This window comes from Pseudomonas umsongensis (assembly GCF_012647205.1).
GTDB classification, from domain to species: Bacteria; Pseudomonadota; Gammaproteobacteria; order Pseudomonadales; family Pseudomonadaceae; genus Aquipseudomonas; species Aquipseudomonas umsongensis.
Genome location: NZ_CP051487.1, coordinates 2,038,195 through 2,055,013, shown reverse-complemented (window position 1 = coordinate 2,055,013; position 16,819 = coordinate 2,038,195). Strand labels below are relative to the sequence as shown.

Below are 16,819 nucleotides of genomic sequence, written 5' to 3'. Positions count from 1 at the left end.
CGTCGCAATCTCATGTCTTTCCATTGCGTATTTCTCGGGCGTACACTGGAAACCGTCAGACCGCCGGTCAAAAGATAAGCCGCCAGTGCTGCGGGCTGTATTTTCGGTAATCTGATAAAAATGGCATCTCAGACTTTATGAGATATGTATTCACGCTTTTCATGCTGGACCTTTACGCCAAGGTCTCTTGAATGGCGTCCGATGGATGGTGGATTCACTGTTACGGCAAATGGACTACGCACCGCTCCACTAAAGCGCCAGCGCCGGGGGCGCAAAATCATACGCTGAGCGCCCCCCGAGGGAAACCCTTACAAACCGTTACATTGCGACCCGTCGTCGTATTCCCCGCCTTGATCCACGCCTCTCGCTCGGCAAAAAAATAAATTCAATAAAACCGCTGCAGGGCCGACACCCTGTCAAAGCCTTGCGGATTATATAAGCCATGCGTAATAACCAGCCCATTACACAACGCGAACGGACCTTCCCGGCTCAGCAACGGTTGATCTCCACCACGGATGCCAAGGGCATGATCACCTACTGCAACGACGACTTCGTCGAGATCAGCGGGTTTTCGCGTGAGGAATTGATCCGTGCGCCGCACAACCTGGTGCGTCACCCCGACGTTCCCGCGGCAGTCTTCGCGCACATGTGGGGCACACTTAAACAAGGCTTGCCATGGATGGGCATTGTCAAGAATCGCTGCAAGAGCGGTGACCACTACTGGGTTAACGCCTATGTGACGCCGATCTTCGAAGGCAATCAGGTGATCGGTTACGAGTCGGTGCGGGTCAAGCCCACCGCCGAACAGATTCGCCGCGCCGAAGCGCTCTATCAACGCATCAACCAGGGCAAGTCGGCCGTTCCTTCTTCGGATAAATGGATGCCGGTCCTGCAGGACTGGTTGCCGTTCATTCTGGTCAGCCAGTTGAGCTTCATGATCGGTGCGACCTTGAACTCGCAGTGGGGCTTTGCCCTGGCGGCCGCTCTTTCGGTGCCACTGGGCCTTTTGGGCCTGGGCTGGCAGCAACGCGGCATCAAGCGTTTGCTGCGCCTGGCCGAGCAGACCACGTCCGACCCGCTGATCGCGCAGATGTACACCGACAGCCGCGGTGCCCAGGCACGCCTGGAAATGTCGATCCTCAGCCAGGAAGCCCGCCTGAAAACCTGCCTGACCCGACTGCAGGACACCGCCGAGCACCTGACCGACCAGGCGAAGCAATCCGACGCCCTGGCACACAACAGCTCCACCGGCCTGGAACGCCAACGCGTCGAGACCGAACAGGTGGCCACCGCCGTCAACCAGATGGCTGCCACCACCCAGGAAGTCGCCAGCCACGTACAGCGCACCGCCGACGCCACCCAGGAGGCCAACCGCCTGACCGGTCGAGGCCGCGACATCGCCGGGGAAACCCGCGAAGCCATTCAGCGCCTGTCAGTGGTGGTGGGCGAAACCGGCCTGACCGTGACCCAACTGGCCAAGGACAGCAACGAAATCGGCGGCGTGGTCGATGTGATCAAAGGCATCGCCGACCAGACCAACCTGTTGGCACTGAACGCGGCCATCGAAGCGGCGCGCGCCGGCGAGATGGGGCGTGGCTTTGCGGTAGTGGCGGACGAAGTTCGCCAACTGGCCCAACGCACCAGCGAATCCACCGGGCAGATCCACGCCCTGATTGCCAAGCTCCAGCAAACCGCGGGCACCGCGGTGCAGACCATGGAAGCCGGGCATCGCCAGGCCGAAGAAGGTGTGGCACGAGTGTTGGAAGCGGACCAGGCCCTGGTGGGGATCAGCGAAGCGGTGGCCAACATCACCGACATGACCACCCAGATCGCCGCCGCGACCGAAGAGCAAAGCGCCGTGGCCGAAGAAATCAGCCGCAACATCAGCAACATCTCGGCACTGGCGGACCAGACCTCGGAACAGGCGCAGAACTCGGCATTGCTGAGCGAAGAGCTGACCAAGACCGCGAATACCCAGTACTCGTTGGTGGAGCGGTTTAACCGCTGACCTGCCCCTCCCTCCCACGGGCAGCAAAAAGCGGAACGCGGAGCGTCCCGGGCGGCATTCCTTTGCTGTGCGTGGGAACGATCAAGGTGCGTCGTTCCCACGGCAGCAAAAGCGGAACGCGGAGCGTCCCTGGATGCATTCCCACGCAGAGCGTGGGAACGATCGGGGGGCGTTGTTCCCACGGGCAGCAAAAAGCGGAACGCGGAGCGTCCCTGGATGCATTCCCACGCAGAGCGTGGGAACGATCGGGGGCGCGTCGTTCCCTCTGGCCGCAAAGGCGGAACGCGGAGCGCCCCTTGGATGCATTCCTTGCTGCGCGTGGGAATGATCGGGGTGCGAGGCTGTTGATCTTGATCGTTCCCACGCTCTGCGTGGGAATGCAGCCCGGGACGCTCCGCGTCCCAGTCGCGCCGCAGTATGTAGTGGTGCGCGTCAATACCAGCGCTGAATCTCGATCAACCCGTCCAACCCCGCGTAGTTCCTCGCACTCGAGTAACGCCAGTGCTCCGGCAAGTCCACATACCCCCGCTTCACCGGGTTGTTGTGGATGTAATCGAGTTTCTGGCGCATCACCGACTCACTGAAAACCATTTCCGCGTGCGAGCCTTCCTGCCACAACTGGTACACCCGATCCTGCTTGTGCGCCCGCTTGCTGAAGCGCAGTCGCTGTAGGGCTCTATCCGCCCCCTTGCTTTGCAGGTCGTTGATGATCTGTCTCGCGGTATAGGATTTGAACTGGCTCAGGGACTTGCCCAGGTCAGGTGCCTGGGCAACGAAGTGCAGGTGATTTTCGAGGACCACATAACCAAACAGCTGCAGGCTGTGGTGGGTTTGCTGGTAACGCCAGCAGTCCAGCAGGTGGTCGACGATATAGGGGCGGATGAACAGCGGGAGCCATTCCATGAGGGTACAGGTGAGGAAGTGGGGTTTGTCAGGCTCGGTGATGGAGTAACGGCTTCGGCCCATGGGATTCGTGCTTGAATCTTGCGGTGCGGCGGGATGGAACGCGTAGCGTCCCTGGATGCATTCCTTTGCTGCGCGTGGGAACGATCATGATGCGGCCGACGATGCAGACGCGATAGGGGACGAGTCTGCGGTGGCAGTGGGAAATGTCTACGCGAAGGTAAAGCCACCCCTGATGATCGTTCCCACGCGCAGCAAAGGAATGCAGCCCGTGACGCTCTGCGTTACAGCGGTGCCTGGCATTGCGCCGATCTTTCGAATGGCGTCGCTGCGATAACAGGCTTCGCAACTGTCACTTTTGACAGTTACCCACCATTCCAATTGAGCTTAGATTGGCCTTGGAAGGCAACGCCTTCATCAATCAACCTCAAGGAATGGGATATTCACAATGAACAACAAACGCAGACTGCAAACCCTAAAAAAAGTGCGCTCTCTAAAAACCAATGACATCTTCAAGTGGCGCTTCAACGCTGAAGGCGAATTCATTGAGGCAAGTGATACAGGTGCATACCTATGGGAAGGCAGGCCAGGCCAGTTTTACTGGGTATGGGAGGGTTGGACCGGCTCTCATGACACCAACGATATCTTTTTTTATGACTTCTCCATCCCCTATGTAGACACTGAAGTCATAGACCGCCGCTTCATTCTCGGCGTAGATCAACTGACCTTTGATTATGCTTTTTCAACCGGGAATGGACAGCTCGGCGTCGCCCGTGCGCAGTCAGCAACGGTTCATATCAAACTCGACCCGAAAACCGGACAAAGCGAGGGCTATTTCGAAACAGTCTTCCTGGGCATTCATCAATCGCCCGAAGGCAAGTTCTCTTTCGAACGAAAAATCCCCTGACCTGGTGATGAAGGCGTGGCACCCCTGTGCCCGCCTTTCTAAAAACTCATTTCAAACTCACAATCTTCAGCTAACAGCGCGAACAACATCCGCAACGCGCTTTGCAGCCAACGCCAGATGCTGCTCATGGCTAAACCCCGACGCCTTCAACGGCTTCAAATCATGATCCCCCGCCACCAGCCAAAACACCTCGATACTCGGTGACAGCGCGTAGCCCTCGACCGCCTCGCGATTGCCCAACGCATCCCGCTCGCCCTGCACGATCAACGTGCGCGTCTTCAACGCCGCCAGATGCTCCACCCGCGGTTTTTCCGGTTTACCCACGGCATAAAACGGATAACCCAGGCACACCAACGCATCGGCACCCAACTCATCGGCGAGCATGCTGGCGACCCGTCCGCCCATCGACTTGCCGCCAATGGCCAGCGTCCCAGTGACATGGCGTCGCACCTGGTCATACACCTCGCGCCAGCACTCCAGCAGCCTTGGCATCGGATTGGGCGGGCGCTTGCTACCGTCGACACGCCGCTGCGCCATGTACGGAAACTCAAAGCGCAATACGTTGACGCCTTGTGCCACAAGGCGTGCGGTCATGTCGTTCATCCAGTCGCTGTCCATTGGCGCTCCAGCGCCGTGGGCCAGGATCAGGGTTGCCGAGGCCTTGCCCGAAGCCGCATCCCACAACCATCCCTTTTCGCGCACGCACTGCGCCCATTGATCCCCGTCAATACCGGCCATGTGCTGTTTGTCCATGCTTGCCTCGCTTTTAGTCTGCCTATAACTCCAGGCGCAGGGTGCACCGTTTGTGCAGCCAGCGGCTGAACCGTGGATGGGGAACCATGAACACTTCTATCAGTACCGCCTACAACTACAAGGTGGTCCGCCAATTCGCCATTATGACGGTGGTGTGGGGCATCGTCGGCATGGGGCTCGGGGTTTTTCTCGCTGCCCAGTTGGTCTGGCCCGAACTCAACTTCAATTTGCCCTGGACCAGCTTCGGCCGCCTGCGCCCGCTGCACACCAACGCGGTGATCTTCGCGTTCGGTGGCTGCGCCCTGTTCGCCAGTTCGTTCTATTCGGTACAACGCACCTGCCAGACGCAATTATTTGCGCCGAAAATAGCTGCGTTCTGCTTCTGGGGCTGGCAGCTGGTGATTGTCCTGGCGGCCATCAGCCTGCCGTTGGGCTACACCAGTTCCAAGGAATACGCCGAGCTGGAATGGCCGATCGACATCCTGATCACCATCGTCTGGGTCGCCTACGCCGTGGTGTTCTTCGGCACGGTGATGCAGCGCAAGACCAAGCACATCTATGTCGGTAACTGGTTCTTCGGCGGGTTCATCATCACCGTGGCGATCCTGCACATCGTCAACAACATGGAACTGCCCGTCAGCTTCACCAAGTCCTACTCGCTGTACTCCGGCGCCACCGACGCGATGGTGCAATGGTGGTACGGCCACAACGCCGTGGGCTTTTTCCTCACCGCCGGTTTCCTCGGGATGATGTATTACTTCGTGCCCAAACAGGCCGAGCGCCCGGTGTATTCCTATCGCCTGTCGATCGTGCACTTCTGGGCGCTGATCACCCTGTACATCTGGGCCGGCCCCCACCATTTGCACTACACCGCCTTGCCGGACTGGGCGCAGTCGCTGGGCATGGTGATGTCGCTGATCCTCCTGGCGCCCAGCTGGGGCGGCATGATCAACGGCATGATGACGCTCTCCGGTGCCTGGCATAAGTTGCGCAGCGATCCGATCCTGCGCTTCCTCGTGGTATCGCTGGCGTTCTACGGCATGTCGACCTTCGAAGGGCCGATGATGGCGATCAAGACGGTCAACGCCCTCTCCCACTACACCGACTGGACCATCGGCCACGTGCACGCCGGCGCGCTCGGCTGGGTGGCGATGATTTCCATCGGCGCGCTGTACCACATGATCCCCAAAGTCTTCGGACGCGAGCAGATGCACAGCATCGGCCTGATCAACGCGCACTTCTGGCTCGCCACCATCGGCACCGTGCTGTACATCGCCTCGATGTGGGTCAACGGCATCGCCCAGGGCCTGATGTGGCGCGCGGTGAACGAAGACGGCACGCTGACCTACTCCTTCGTCGAAACCCTGGTGGCCAGCCATCCGGGCTTCGTCGTGCGGCTGGTAGGCGGGGCGATCTTCCTGAGTGGCATGTTGCTGATGGCCTACAACACCTGGCGCACCGTGCGGGCCTCGCAGCCTGCCGACGCCGTCGCTGCCGCGCAGATGGCCTGAGGAGTCCGCCATGAAACACGAAACAATCGAGAAAAACGTCGGCCTGCTGATGCTGCTGATGGTGTTGGCCGTGAGCATTGGCGGCCTGACCCAGATCGTCCCGTTGTTCTTCCAGGACGTGACCAACAAACCGGTGGAAGGCATGAAGCCCTACACCGCACTGCAACTGGAAGGCCGCGACATCTATATCCGCGAAGGCTGCGTGGGTTGCCACTCACAGATGATCCGCCCGTTTCGCGCCGAGACCGAACGCTACGGGCACTACTCGGTGGCCGGTGAAAGCGTTTGGGATCACCCGTTCCTCTGGGGCTCGAAACGCACGGGACCGGACCTGGCGAGGGTCGGCGCGCGCTACTCCGATGACTGGCACCGCGCGCATTTGTACAACCCGCGCAACGTGGTACCGGAATCGAAGATGCCGGCGTACCCGTGGCTGGTGGCCAACGCGGTCGACAGCGGCCACACCGAAACCAAGCTCCGCGCCATGCGTACCCTCGGCGTGCCCTACACCGACGAGGACATCGCAGGCAGCGTCGAGTCGCTCAAGGGCAAGTCGGAGATGGATGCGCTGGTCGCCTACCTGCAAGTGCTCGGCACTGCGATCAAGAGCAAGAGGTGAGTCATGGTCGTTGAAATGAGTACTGGAATGATCCGCGGCCTGGGCACCGTCGTGGTGTTCGTGGCCTTCGTCGGCCTGACGCTGTGGGTGTTCAACGCCAAGCGCAGCGCGCAATTCGCCGAAGCGCGCCTGCTGCCGTTCGCCGACGAGCCGCAAGCCCAGCCCCCCGAAGAATCCGCCACAAGGAGCACCCGGCCATGACCACTTTCTGGAGTACGTGGATCTGCGTACTGACCATCGGCAGCCTGATTGGCCTGACCTGGCTGCTGATCGGCACCCGCAAGGGCGAAACCAAGGGCAGCGTCGACCAGACCATGGGCCACAGCTTCGACGGCATCGAGGAGTACGACAACCCGTTACCGCAATGGTGGTTCATGCTGTTCGCCGGCACCCTGGTGTTTGCCGTCGGCTACCTGATCCTCTATCCCGGCCTGGGCAACTGGAAAGGCATCCTGCCCGGCTACGCCAACGGCTGGACCGGCGTGCACGAGTGGGAAAAGGAAATGGACAGGGCCGACGCCCGGTTCGGACCGATCTTCGCCAAATTCGCCGCCATGCCGGTGGAAGAAGTGGCCAAGGACCCGCAAGCGCTGAAAATGGGTGGGCGCCTGTTCGCCTCCAACTGCTCGGTGTGCCACGGCTCGGATGCCAAGGGCGCGTTCGGCTTCCCCAACCTGGCGGACAGTGACTGGCGCTGGGGCGGCGACGCCGACACCATCAAGGCCACCATCCTCGGTGGGCGCATGGCGGCGATGCCCGCCTGGGGGGAAATCCTCGGCGAAGCAGGGGTGAAAAACGTTGCTGCCTATGTACGCCACGAACTGGCCGGGCTGCCATTGCCGGCGGACGACAAGGCCGACCTGCAAGCCGGACAGCAAGCCTTCAGCACCACCTGTACCGCCTGTCACGGGGCAAACGGCCAGGGCACCGCAGCCATGGGCGCGCCGAACCTGACGCACCCGGCCGGGTTCATTTATGGCACCAGCCTGACCCAGCTCGAACAGACCATCCGCCACGGTCGCCAGGGTCACATGCCGGCGCAGAATGAGTTGCTGGGCAACGATAAAGTGCAACTGCTCGCGGCTTATGTGTTCAGCCTTTCGAAAGGGAATGAGCAATTGAGCGGCAAGCTTCAAGCAACAAGCGAAAAGTAAAAACAAGAAGCTGCAAGCGACGAGATCACTCTTGAAGCTTGCAGCTTTACGCTCCAGGCTGCTTCCTTTTGTCACACCCTTCCTGAGTCCTCCTTTCGAATCCCCGCATTCGGGTCTACGCTTGATCGATGCGGACTGGCCCGTGCCGGTTCCAGGTCATCCTTGCGCGATGTGTTCGCCCCCGTCGACTGACTGACAGGCCGCAAACGCTGGTAGATACCGGCTGTCGAGCCAAATACCGTCGGTCGCCGACCAGGCCTTTTCAACACACCTTGTTACAAGCGACCTGAACCCCCTCGCTTTTTCCGTTCACTGCGACATTTTGTCCGAGGCCATTTTTGTCCTTACGCGGCGCATGGAAAGGCCGCAGAATCAGCATTTGAACGCATTGACCCAGGTCATGGCGCGTTGCAATGACCCCCTGCTTTCTCCATACTTGCGGCCGATTTTTAATCCTAATAAAACACCCAAACCGTGGAACCTTAGAATGAGCACAGCAATCAGTCCGACTGCTTATAACTATAAGGTAGTCCGCCAGTTCGCCATCATGACGGTGGTCTGGGGGATCCTTGGCATGGGGCTCGGTGTCTTCATCGCCTCGCAACTGGTCTGGCCGGAGTTGAACTTCGGCCTGCCGTGGACGAGCTTTGGACGCCTGCGCCCGTTGCACACCAACCTGGTGATTTTCGCCTTCGGTGGTTGTGCACTGTTTGCCACTTCCTACTACGTCGTGCAGCGAACCTGCCAAACGCGACTGATTTCCGACAGCCTCGCGGCCTTCACCTTCTGGGGTTGGCAAGCGGTGATCGTCGGCGCCATCGTTACCTTGCCGCTGGGTTACACCACCACCAAGGAATACGCTGAGCTGGAATGGCCTCTGGCTATTCTGCTGGCCATTGTCTGGGTTACCTACGGCCTGGTGTTCTTCGGCACCATCACCAAGCGCAAGACCAAGCACATCTATGTGGGCAACTGGTTCTACGGTGCTTTCATCGTCGTGACCGCGATGCTGCACATCGTCAACCACATGTCGCTGCCGGTCAGCCTGTTCAAGTCCTACTCGGCCTACTCGGGCGCGACCGACGCGATGATCCAGTGGTGGTACGGCCACAACGCCGTAGGCTTCTTCCTGACCACCGGTTTCCTGGGGATGATGTACTACTTCGTGCCGAAACAGGCCGAGCGTCCGATCTACTCCTATCGCCTGTCCATCGTGCACTTCTGGGCGCTGATCACCCTGTACATCTGGGCCGGTCCGCACCACCTGCACTACACCGCACTGCCGGACTGGGCCCAATCGCTGGGCATGGCCATGTCGATCATCCTGCTGGCGCCAAGCTGGGGCGGCATGATCAACGGCATGATGACCCTGTCGGGCGCCTGGCATAAGCTGCGTACCGACCCGATCCTGCGCTTTTTGGTGGTGTCCCTGGCGTTCTACGGCATGTCGACCTTCGAAGGCCCGATGATGGCCATCAAGACCGTCAACTCGCTGTCGCACTACACCGACTGGACCATCGGCCACGTACACGCCGGCGCACTCGGCTGGGTAGCAATGATCTCGATCGGCGCGATCTACCACATGATCCCGAAACTGTTCGGTCGCGCGCAGATGCACAGCATCGGCCTGATCAACACGCACTTCTGGCTCGCGACCATCGGTACCGTGCTGTACATCGCTTCGATGTGGGTCAACGGCATCACCCAGGGCCTGATGTGGCGTGCAATCAACGACGACGGCACCCTCACCTACTCGTTCGTCGAAGCGCTGCAAGCCAGCCACCCTGGCTTCATCGTTCGCGCCCTGGGCGGTGCGTTCTTCGCCACTGGCATGCTGTTCATGGCCTACAACGTATGGCGTACCGTACGTGCCTCGCACCCGGCAGAGGCTAAAGCTGCCGAACAGATCGTTGTAGTTGGAGCTCACTGATGAAGCATGAAGCAGTCGAGAAGAATATTGGCCTGCTGGCCTTCTTCATGGTTATCGCCGTCAGTGTCGGCGGCCTGACCCAGATCGTTCCGCTGTTTTTCCAGGATGTCACCAACAAGCCGGTCGAGGGCATGAAGCCCCGCCCTGCCCTTGAACTGGAAGGCCGGGATGTCTACATCGCCAACGGTTGTGTCAGCTGCCACTCGCAGATGATCCGCCCGTTCCGTGCTGAAACCGAACGTTACGGCCACTACTCGGTCGCCGGCGAGAGCGTGTGGGACCACCCGTTCCTGTGGGGTTCCAAGCGTACCGGTCCGGACCTGGCCCGTGTCGGCGGTCGTTACTCCGATGACTGGCAGCGTGCGCACTTGTACAACCCGCGCAACGTGGTGCCTGAGTCGAAAATGCCGGCCTACCCGTTCCTCGTGGAAAACAAGCTCGACGGCAAGGACACCGCCAAGAAAATGGAAGTCTTGCGCGCGCTCGGCGTCCCTTACACCGACGAAGACATCGCCGGTGCCAAGGATGCCGTGAAGGGCAAAACCGAAATGGACGCGCTGGTGGCCTATCTGCAAGGCCTGGGCACCATCATCAAAAGCAAACGGTGATCTAAATGGATATCGGGATGATTCGTGGCCTGGGCACCGTTGTCGTGATGGTGGCCTTCATCGGTCTGGCGTTGTGGGTGTTCAGTCCCAAGCGCAAGTCGGAGTTCGAAGACGCGACCTTGCTGCCTTTTGCGGATGATCCCGAAGCCATCAAGCACGTCGAGCAAGCTTCTAGGAGTAACAAAGAATGACTACATTCTGGAGTCTGTATGTCACAGTCCTCAGTCTCGGTACGATCTTTTCCCTGACCTGGCTGCTGCTGTCGACCCGTAAGGGCCAGCGCACCGAGTCGACCGAAGAGACGGTTGGCCACTCCTTCGACGGTATCGAGGAGTACGACAACCCCCTGCCGAAATGGTGGTTCATGCTGTTCGTGGGCACCATCATTTTCGCCCTGGGTTACCTGGTGCTGTACCCGGGCCTGGGCAACTGGAAAGGCCTGCTGCCAGGCTACAACTACCTCGATAACGAAAAGCAGACCGCGTTCGCCAACGGCCAGACCGGCTGGACCGGCGTTCACGAGTGGGAAAAGGAAATGGCTCGCTCGGACGCCAAGTTCGGTCCGATCTTCGCCAAGTTCGCGTCCATGCCGATCGAAGAAGTCGCCAAGGACCCTCAAGCGCTGAAAATGGGCGGCCGCCTGTTTGCCTCCAACTGCTCGGTCTGCCACGGCTCCGACGCCAAGGGTGCCTACGGCTTCCCTAACCTCACCGACGCCGACTGGCGCTGGGGCGGCGAAGCGGAAACCATCAAGACCACCATCATGGGCGGTCGCCACGCGGTGATGCCGGCGTGGGCTGATGTGATCGGCGAGCAAGGCGTTGCGGACGTTGCCGCTTTCGTCCTGACCAACCTCGATGGCCGCAAGCTGCCGGAAGGCGCCAAGGCTGACCCGGTTGCCGGGCAGAAACTGTTCGCGGCCAACTGCGTGGCTTGCCACGGTCCGGAAGGTAAAGGTACCCCAGCGATGGGCGCACCTAACCTGACCCACCCGGGCGCGTTCATCTACGGTTCGAGCTTCGCGCAACTGCAGCAGACCATCCGTTACGGACGCCAGGGCCAGATGCCTGCCCAGGAACAGCTGCAAGGTAACGACAAGGTTCACCTGCTGGCCGCTTACGTCTACAGCCTGTCGCATGGCGAGAAGGCTCCAGTGGCAGACGCCCAGTAAGGCATACGCCTGATGCAGTAACGAACGGCCCCGCCAATGAGAATTGGCGGGGCCGTTTTGTCATGGGCGCTGGTTTCATAATCTGAAACCTATATTCGATGGGATTGCGGGCCGGTCAGGGGTAACGTCGACTGACCTGGCAACCAGCATGAAGCGGGTTGGCCAGGACAAGGAAGTTAATCGTCATTACACAAGGAATGCATACCATGTCTGATCAAGAACACATCGTTGACGACTGTAGGGGGCCAGTATTGCCTGAGCCTGCAAAGGAAGTAATCGTTCCGGCAGTCGAGCGCCTCATCACCGAGTGCGAAATACCCGAAGAACCTGAACCTGAGGAAACTGCGCCGCGTCGTGCCAACTTTTCCGGCAGCGGGCTCGACGGCCTGGGCGGGGGAAATATCCTTTAAGCGGTGATTCATGAGCGCAGCGGACATCCGCTGCGCTCTAAAGCCACGCCCCCGACAGTTCGGTCGTGCTCTACCGTTGAGCTATAGTCAATTGACCTGCATCATGTTTTGTTACATTCGCTACACCATTCGGGTTTTTTCCCCAACGCGACCAAAGGTCGCACCCTTGAGCTAGAGCGACAGGCGTATCATTGCGCTACTGCAACACCTCTTTTTGACCGCGGTCGGCACGTACTGACCGAGGCATTTTTCCACTGCCGTGGGATGCAATGATGAGCAACCAGATTCCGGTACACGACGTCACCCCGCCCACCAAGAACGCAAACAACAGCGTCGACCTTTACGCCTCCAGGGAAAAAATCTACACCCGCGCCTTCACCGGCCTGTTTCGCAACTTGCGCATGGCGGGTGGCGCTTTCCTGTTCCTGCTGTATTTCGGCACGGTGTGGCTCAACTGGGGCGGGCACCAGGCGGTCTGGTGGAATCTGCCGGAGCGCAAGTTCTTCATCTTCGGTGCCACCTTCTGGCCTCAGGATTTCATCCTGCTGTCCGGCATGCTGATCATTGCCGCCTTCGGCCTGTTCTTCATCACCGTGTACGCCGGTCGGGTCTGGTGCGGCTACACCTGCCCGCAGAGCGTCTGGACCTGGATCTTCATGTGGTGCGAGAAGATCACCGAAGGCGATCGTAACCAGCGCATCAAACTCGACAAGGCGCCGATGAGCGCCAACAAGTTCCTGCGCAAATTCAGCAAGCACAGCCTGTGGCTGTTGATAGGTTTCGTCACCGGCATGACCTTCGTCGGCTACTTCACGCCGATTCGCGAGCTGGTGATCGAGTTCTTCACCGGTGAAGCCGATGGCTGGTCGTATTTCTGGGTCGGTTTCTTCACGCTCGCCACCTATGGCAACGCCGGCTGGCTGCGTGAGCAAGTGTGCATCTACATGTGCCCGTACGCACGCTTCCAGAGCGTGATGTTCGACAAGGACACGCTGATCGTTTCCTACGACCCGCGCCGTGGCGAAAGCCGTGGCCCGCGCAAGAAAGGCATCGACTACAAGGCCCAGGGCCTGGGTGACTGCATCGATTGCACCATGTGCGTCCAGGTCTGTCCGACCGGTATCGACATCCGCGACGGCCTGCAGATCGAGTGCATCGGCTGCGCGGCGTGCATCGATGCCTGCGACGCCATCATGGACAAGATGGAATACCCGCGCGGCCTGATCAGCTACACCACCGAGCACAACCTGTCCGGGCAGAAAACCCATAAACTGCGCCCGCGCCTGATTGGCTATGCCGTGGTACTGCTGGCAATGATCGGGGTGCTGGTGACCGCGTTCTTCATGCGCTCGCTGGTCGGTTTCGACGTCAGCAAGGACCGCGTGCTGTACCGTGAGAACGCCGAAGGCCGGATCGAGAACGTCTACAGCCTGAAGGTGATGAACAAGGACCAGCGCGACCATACCTATCTGCTCGAGGCCGCCGGCCTGCCGGACCTCAAGCTGCAGGGCCGGCGCGAGATCAAGGTTGCGGCCGGCGATATCGTCAGCCAGCCGGTCGAACTGTCCGTGGCCCCGGAACAATTGCCATCGAGCACCAACGAGGTGAAATTCATCCTCAGGGACGCCGATGACGCCAGCATTCACGTTGAAGCCAAGAGCCGATTCATCGGCCCACAAAATCGTTGAGAGAAGTGATCATGCCCGCAGCAACTGCCGCAAGTCCCTGGTACAAGCACCTTTGGCCGTGGATCATCATCGGGATCCTGGCCTGCTCGGTGACCCTGACCTTGTCCATGGTGACCATCGCGGTGAAGAACCCGGACAACCTGGTCAACGACAACTACTACGAGGCCGGCAAGGGCATCAACCGCTCCCTGGACCGTGAACTGTTGGCGCAGACCCTGCTGATGCGCGCCAGCATTCATCTGGATGACGTGACCGGTGAAGTCGACCTGCGCCTGAGCGGCAATAGCCAGCCTGCCACGCTTGAGCTGAATCTGATCTCGCCGACGCAACCGGAGAAGGATCGCAAGATCACCCTCACCCGCAGCGACACCGAACAGGGCCGCTATATCGGCCAACTGAGCGACAAGATCGAAGGCCGCCGCTTTATCGAACTGCTCGGCACCCAGGATGACCACATCTGGCGCATGTTCGAGGAAGAGCTGGTCAACCATGACAAGGAATTGCTGCTCGGTGATGAACCGTTGCAAGGCGCGGAAGACCTGAAAAAATAAGCCTTACCTGATCGCCCCCGCGCTCTGCGTGGGGACGCAGCCAGGAACGCTCCGCGTTCCAGCCGAAGCGGACGCGGAGCGTCCGGGGAGGCATTCCCACGCGGAGCGTGGGAACGATCATCGGACAACACCTCATGACCACCACCCCGACCCCCTGCTACCACTGCGCCCTGCCCGTCCCCAGCGGCAGCCGCTTCACCGCCGTCGTACTCGGGGAGCCGCGGGAATTCTGCTGCCCGGGATGCCAAGCCGTGGCCGAGGCCATTGTCGCAGGTGGCTTGCAAAGCTATTACCAGCATCGTAGCGAAGCCTCGGCCAACCCCGAGGCGCTGCCGGTGCAACTGGTCGATGAATTGGCGCTGTACGACCGCGCCGACGTACAGCAACCCTTCGTTCGCCACGAAGGCGATTTGGCCGAAACCACGCTCCTGATGGAAGGCATCAGTTGCGCCGCCTGCGGCTGGCTGATCGAGAAACACCTGCGCACCTTGCCGGCCGTTGCCGAAGCGCGCCTGAACCTGTCCAACCATCGCTTGCACGTGCGCTGGGCCGACGGGCAATTGCCCCTGAGCCGGGTGCTCGCCGAATTGCGCCACATCGGTTACGCCGCCCACCCTTATCAAGCCGATCGTGCCAGCGAACAACTGGCCAGCGAAAATCGCCTGGCCCTGCGCCAGCTTGGCGTGGCCGGGCTGTTGTGGTTCCAGGCGATGATGGCAACCATGGCGACATGGCCGGAATTCAACATCGACCTCAGCCCCGAGCTGCACGCCATCCTGCGCTGGGTCGCGCTGTTCCTCACCACACCGATCGTGTTCTACAGCTGTGCGCCGTTCTTCAAGGGCGCCATGCGCGACCTGCGCACACGGCACCTGACCATGGACGTATCGGTGTCGTTGGCCATTGGCAGTGCCTACATCGCCGGGATCTGGACCTCGATCACCGGGGTCGGCGAGCTCTATTTCGATGCCGTGGGCATGTTCGCCCTGTTTCTGCTGGCCGGGCGCTACCTGGAGCGGCGAGCCCGGGAGCGCACCGCCGCCGCAACCGCGCAACTGGTCAATTTGCTCCCCGCTTCCTGCCTGCGCCTGAGCGTCGACGGCCAGAGCGAGCGCATCCTGCTCAGTGAACTGCGGGTGGGCGATCACGTGCTGGTGCATCCGGGTTCGATTTTGCCGGCCGACGGCAAGATCCTCGAAGGCCAGTCGAGCATCGACGAGTCGCTGCTGACCGGCGAATACCTGCCGCAGCCACGCACCCCGGGCGACGCCGTCACCGCTGGCACGCTGAATGTGGAAGGCCCGTTGACTGTCGAAGTCCTGGCCCTCGGTCATGACACCCGCCTCTCGGCCATCGTGCGCCTGCTCGACCGCGCCCAGGCCGAAAAACCACGGCTGGCGGAAATCGCCGACCGTGCCGCGCAATGGTTCCTGTTGCTGACACTGATCGCCTGCGCCTGTATCGGACTGTTGTGGTGGGAGCTGGACCCGTCTCGCGCCTTCTGGATCGTGCTGGCGATGCTGGTCGCGACCTGCCCGTGCGCCCTGTCCCTGGCCACGCCGACCGCGTTGACCGCCGCCACCGGCACCTTGCACAAGCTGGGTTTGTTGCTGACCCGCGGTCACGTGCTCGAAGGCCTGAACCAGATCGACACGGTGATCTTCGATAAGACCGGCACCCTCACCGAAGGCCGCCTGGCGCTACGTTCGATCCGCCCCCTCGGCGCGCTTGCCAGCGATCAATGCCTGAGTCTCGCCGCCGCACTGGAGAACCGCTCAGAACACCCGATTGCCCGCGCTTTTGGTCGCGCGCCGGTGGCCGCCGAAGAGGTTCACAGCACGCCGGGGCTGGGCCTCGAAGGACTGGTGGGCGAGCAACGCCTGCGCATCGGTCAACCCGGTTTTGTCTGTGCACTCAGCGGCGCCACGGTGCCCTCCATACCGGAGGAAGCCGGGCAATGGCTGCTGTTAGGCGATAGCCAGGGCCCGCTGGCGTGGCTGGTTCTCGACGACCGTTTGCGCGCCGATGCCCCTGATCTACTGGCGGCCTGCAAGGCCCGTGGCTGGCGCACCCTGTTGCTGTCGGGCGACAGCTCGCCGATGGTCGCCAGTGTCGCGGCTGAATTGGGCATCGATGAAGCCCGTGGAGGCTTGCGTCCGGACGACAAGCTGCAAGTCCTGCAACAACTGCACAAGGAAGGTCGCAAGGTGTTGATGCTCGGAGACGGGGTCAACGATGTGCCGGTACTGGCCGCCGCCGACATCAGCGTGGCCATGGGCTCGGCCACTGACCTGGCGAAAACCAGCGCCGACGCGGTACTCCTGTCCAACCGCCTCGATGCCCTGGTGCAAGCGTTCAACCTGGCGCGCCGCACCCGCCGGGTGATCATCGAGAATTTGCTGTGGGCCGCGCTGTACAATGGACTCATGTTGCCGTTCGCCGCCCTTGGCTGGATCACACCGGTGTGGGCAGCCGTCGGCATGTCGCTCAGTTCGTTGACCGTGGTGCTCAACGCCCTGCGCCTGACTCGCCTGCCGAGCGCGCCGGCTGCACGCACCACGCCAGAAACCCGCCCGCTGCCGGCCTGAGCCGCGCGGGCATGGAGT

General features: G+C 60.9%; 16 protein-coding genes. 14 read left to right on the top strand and 2 right to left on the bottom strand.

Annotated features, from left to right (window positions below; translation table 11 throughout):
• Window positions 1-442 precede the first annotated feature (442 nt).
• Entirely contained in the window at window positions 443-2,008 is a 1,566-nt protein-coding gene (locus tag HGP31_RS09315) for a methyl-accepting chemotaxis protein (RefSeq protein ID WP_020798776.1), read from the top strand.
• Between the two features lie 432 nt (window positions 2,009-2,440).
• On the opposite strand, the gene HGP31_RS09310 is transcribed toward HGP31_RS09315, so the two are convergent.
• Window positions 2,441-2,974 carry an REP-associated tyrosine transposase gene (locus HGP31_RS09310; RefSeq protein ID WP_020800676.1) on the bottom strand — a complete coding sequence of 178 codons (534 nt, stop codon included), beginning with the start codon at window positions 2,972-2,974 and terminating at the stop codon, window positions 2,441-2,443.
• A 385-nt stretch (window positions 2,975-3,359) separates the two neighbouring features.
• Between HGP31_RS09310 and HGP31_RS09305 the strand changes: the two genes are divergently transcribed.
• On the top strand, window positions 3,360-3,818 hold the full coding sequence (locus HGP31_RS09305) for a hypothetical protein (RefSeq protein WP_168757530.1): 459 nt from the start codon (window positions 3,360-3,362) through the stop codon (window positions 3,816-3,818).
• Window positions 3,819-3,884: 66 nt separating this feature from the next.
• Here HGP31_RS09305 and HGP31_RS09300 read toward each other — a convergent pair whose 3' ends face one another.
• On the bottom strand, window positions 3,885-4,571 hold the full coding sequence (locus HGP31_RS09300; protein WP_020800674.1) for an alpha/beta family hydrolase: 687 nt from the start codon (window positions 4,569-4,571) through the stop codon (window positions 3,885-3,887).
• An 86-nt stretch (window positions 4,572-4,657) separates the two neighbouring features.
• Here HGP31_RS09300 and ccoN (HGP31_RS09295) point away from each other — a divergent pair, with 86 nt between their 5' ends.
• The 12 genes from ccoN (HGP31_RS09295) to HGP31_RS09240 all read left to right on the top strand — a co-directional run bounded on the left by ccoN (HGP31_RS09295) (window position 4,658) and on the right by HGP31_RS09240 (window position 16,801).
• On the top strand, window positions 4,658-6,082 hold the full coding sequence (gene ccoN / locus HGP31_RS09295; protein ID WP_020800673.1) for a cytochrome-c oxidase, cbb3-type subunit I: 1,425 nt from the start codon (window positions 4,658-4,660) through the stop codon (window positions 6,080-6,082).
• Between the two features lie 10 nt (window positions 6,083-6,092).
• Window positions 6,093-6,701: a cytochrome-c oxidase, cbb3-type subunit II gene (ccoO, locus tag HGP31_RS09290; protein WP_033042279.1), complete on the top strand. Its 609-nt coding sequence runs from the start codon at window positions 6,093-6,095 to the stop codon at window positions 6,699-6,701.
• Between the two features lie 3 nt (window positions 6,702-6,704).
• Window positions 6,705-6,902 (top strand): cbb3-type cytochrome oxidase subunit 3, encoded by a 198-nt coding sequence (locus HGP31_RS09285; protein ID WP_083348514.1) that lies wholly within the window; start codon window positions 6,705-6,707, stop codon window positions 6,900-6,902.
• On the top strand, window positions 6,899-7,855 hold the full coding sequence (gene ccoP, locus HGP31_RS09280; RefSeq protein WP_020800670.1) for a cytochrome-c oxidase, cbb3-type subunit III: 957 nt from the start codon (window positions 6,899-6,901) through the stop codon (window positions 7,853-7,855). Before HGP31_RS09285 ends, ccoP (HGP31_RS09280) begins: the two co-directional genes overlap by 4 nt.
• A 487-nt stretch (window positions 7,856-8,342) precedes the next feature.
• Window positions 8,343-9,785 (top strand): cytochrome-c oxidase, cbb3-type subunit I, encoded by a 1,443-nt coding sequence (gene ccoN / locus HGP31_RS09275; RefSeq protein WP_020800668.1) that lies wholly within the window; start codon window positions 8,343-8,345, stop codon window positions 9,783-9,785.
• Complete coding sequence (ccoO, locus tag HGP31_RS09270) at window positions 9,785-10,393, top strand: cytochrome-c oxidase, cbb3-type subunit II (RefSeq protein ID WP_008057891.1); 609 nt, start codon at window positions 9,785-9,787, stop codon at window positions 10,391-10,393. The genes ccoN (HGP31_RS09275) and ccoO (HGP31_RS09270) overlap by 1 nt, the downstream gene beginning before the upstream one ends.
• Before the next feature lie 5 nt (window positions 10,394-10,398).
• The gene (locus HGP31_RS09265; protein WP_003175465.1) at window positions 10,399-10,584 is read left to right on the top strand and encodes a CcoQ/FixQ family Cbb3-type cytochrome c oxidase assembly chaperone; all 186 of its coding nucleotides are present in this window, start codon (window positions 10,399-10,401) and stop codon (window positions 10,582-10,584) included.
• Entirely contained in the window at window positions 10,581-11,564 is a 984-nt protein-coding gene (ccoP, locus tag HGP31_RS09260; RefSeq protein ID WP_083348513.1) for a cytochrome-c oxidase, cbb3-type subunit III, read from the top strand. The genes HGP31_RS09265 and ccoP (HGP31_RS09260) overlap by 4 nt, the downstream gene beginning before the upstream one ends.
• A gap of 206 nt (window positions 11,565-11,770) precedes the next feature.
• The gene (locus HGP31_RS09255; protein WP_020800666.1) at window positions 11,771-11,974 is read left to right on the top strand and encodes a hypothetical protein; all 204 of its coding nucleotides are present in this window, start codon (window positions 11,771-11,773) and stop codon (window positions 11,972-11,974) included.
• A gap of 272 nt (window positions 11,975-12,246) precedes the next feature.
• On the top strand, window positions 12,247-13,662 hold the full coding sequence (gene ccoG / locus HGP31_RS09250; RefSeq protein WP_033041223.1) for a cytochrome c oxidase accessory protein CcoG: 1,416 nt from the start codon (window positions 12,247-12,249) through the stop codon (window positions 13,660-13,662).
• Between the two features lie 11 nt (window positions 13,663-13,673).
• On the top strand, window positions 13,674-14,213 hold the full coding sequence (locus HGP31_RS09245) for a FixH family protein (protein WP_033041221.1): 540 nt from the start codon (window positions 13,674-13,676) through the stop codon (window positions 14,211-14,213).
• A gap of 134 nt (window positions 14,214-14,347) precedes the next feature.
• Window positions 14,348-16,801, top strand: a complete 2,454-nt coding sequence (locus HGP31_RS09240) for a heavy metal translocating P-type ATPase (RefSeq protein WP_168757529.1) — start codon at window positions 14,348-14,350, stop codon at window positions 16,799-16,801.
• Window positions 16,802-16,819: the final 18 nt, after the last annotated feature.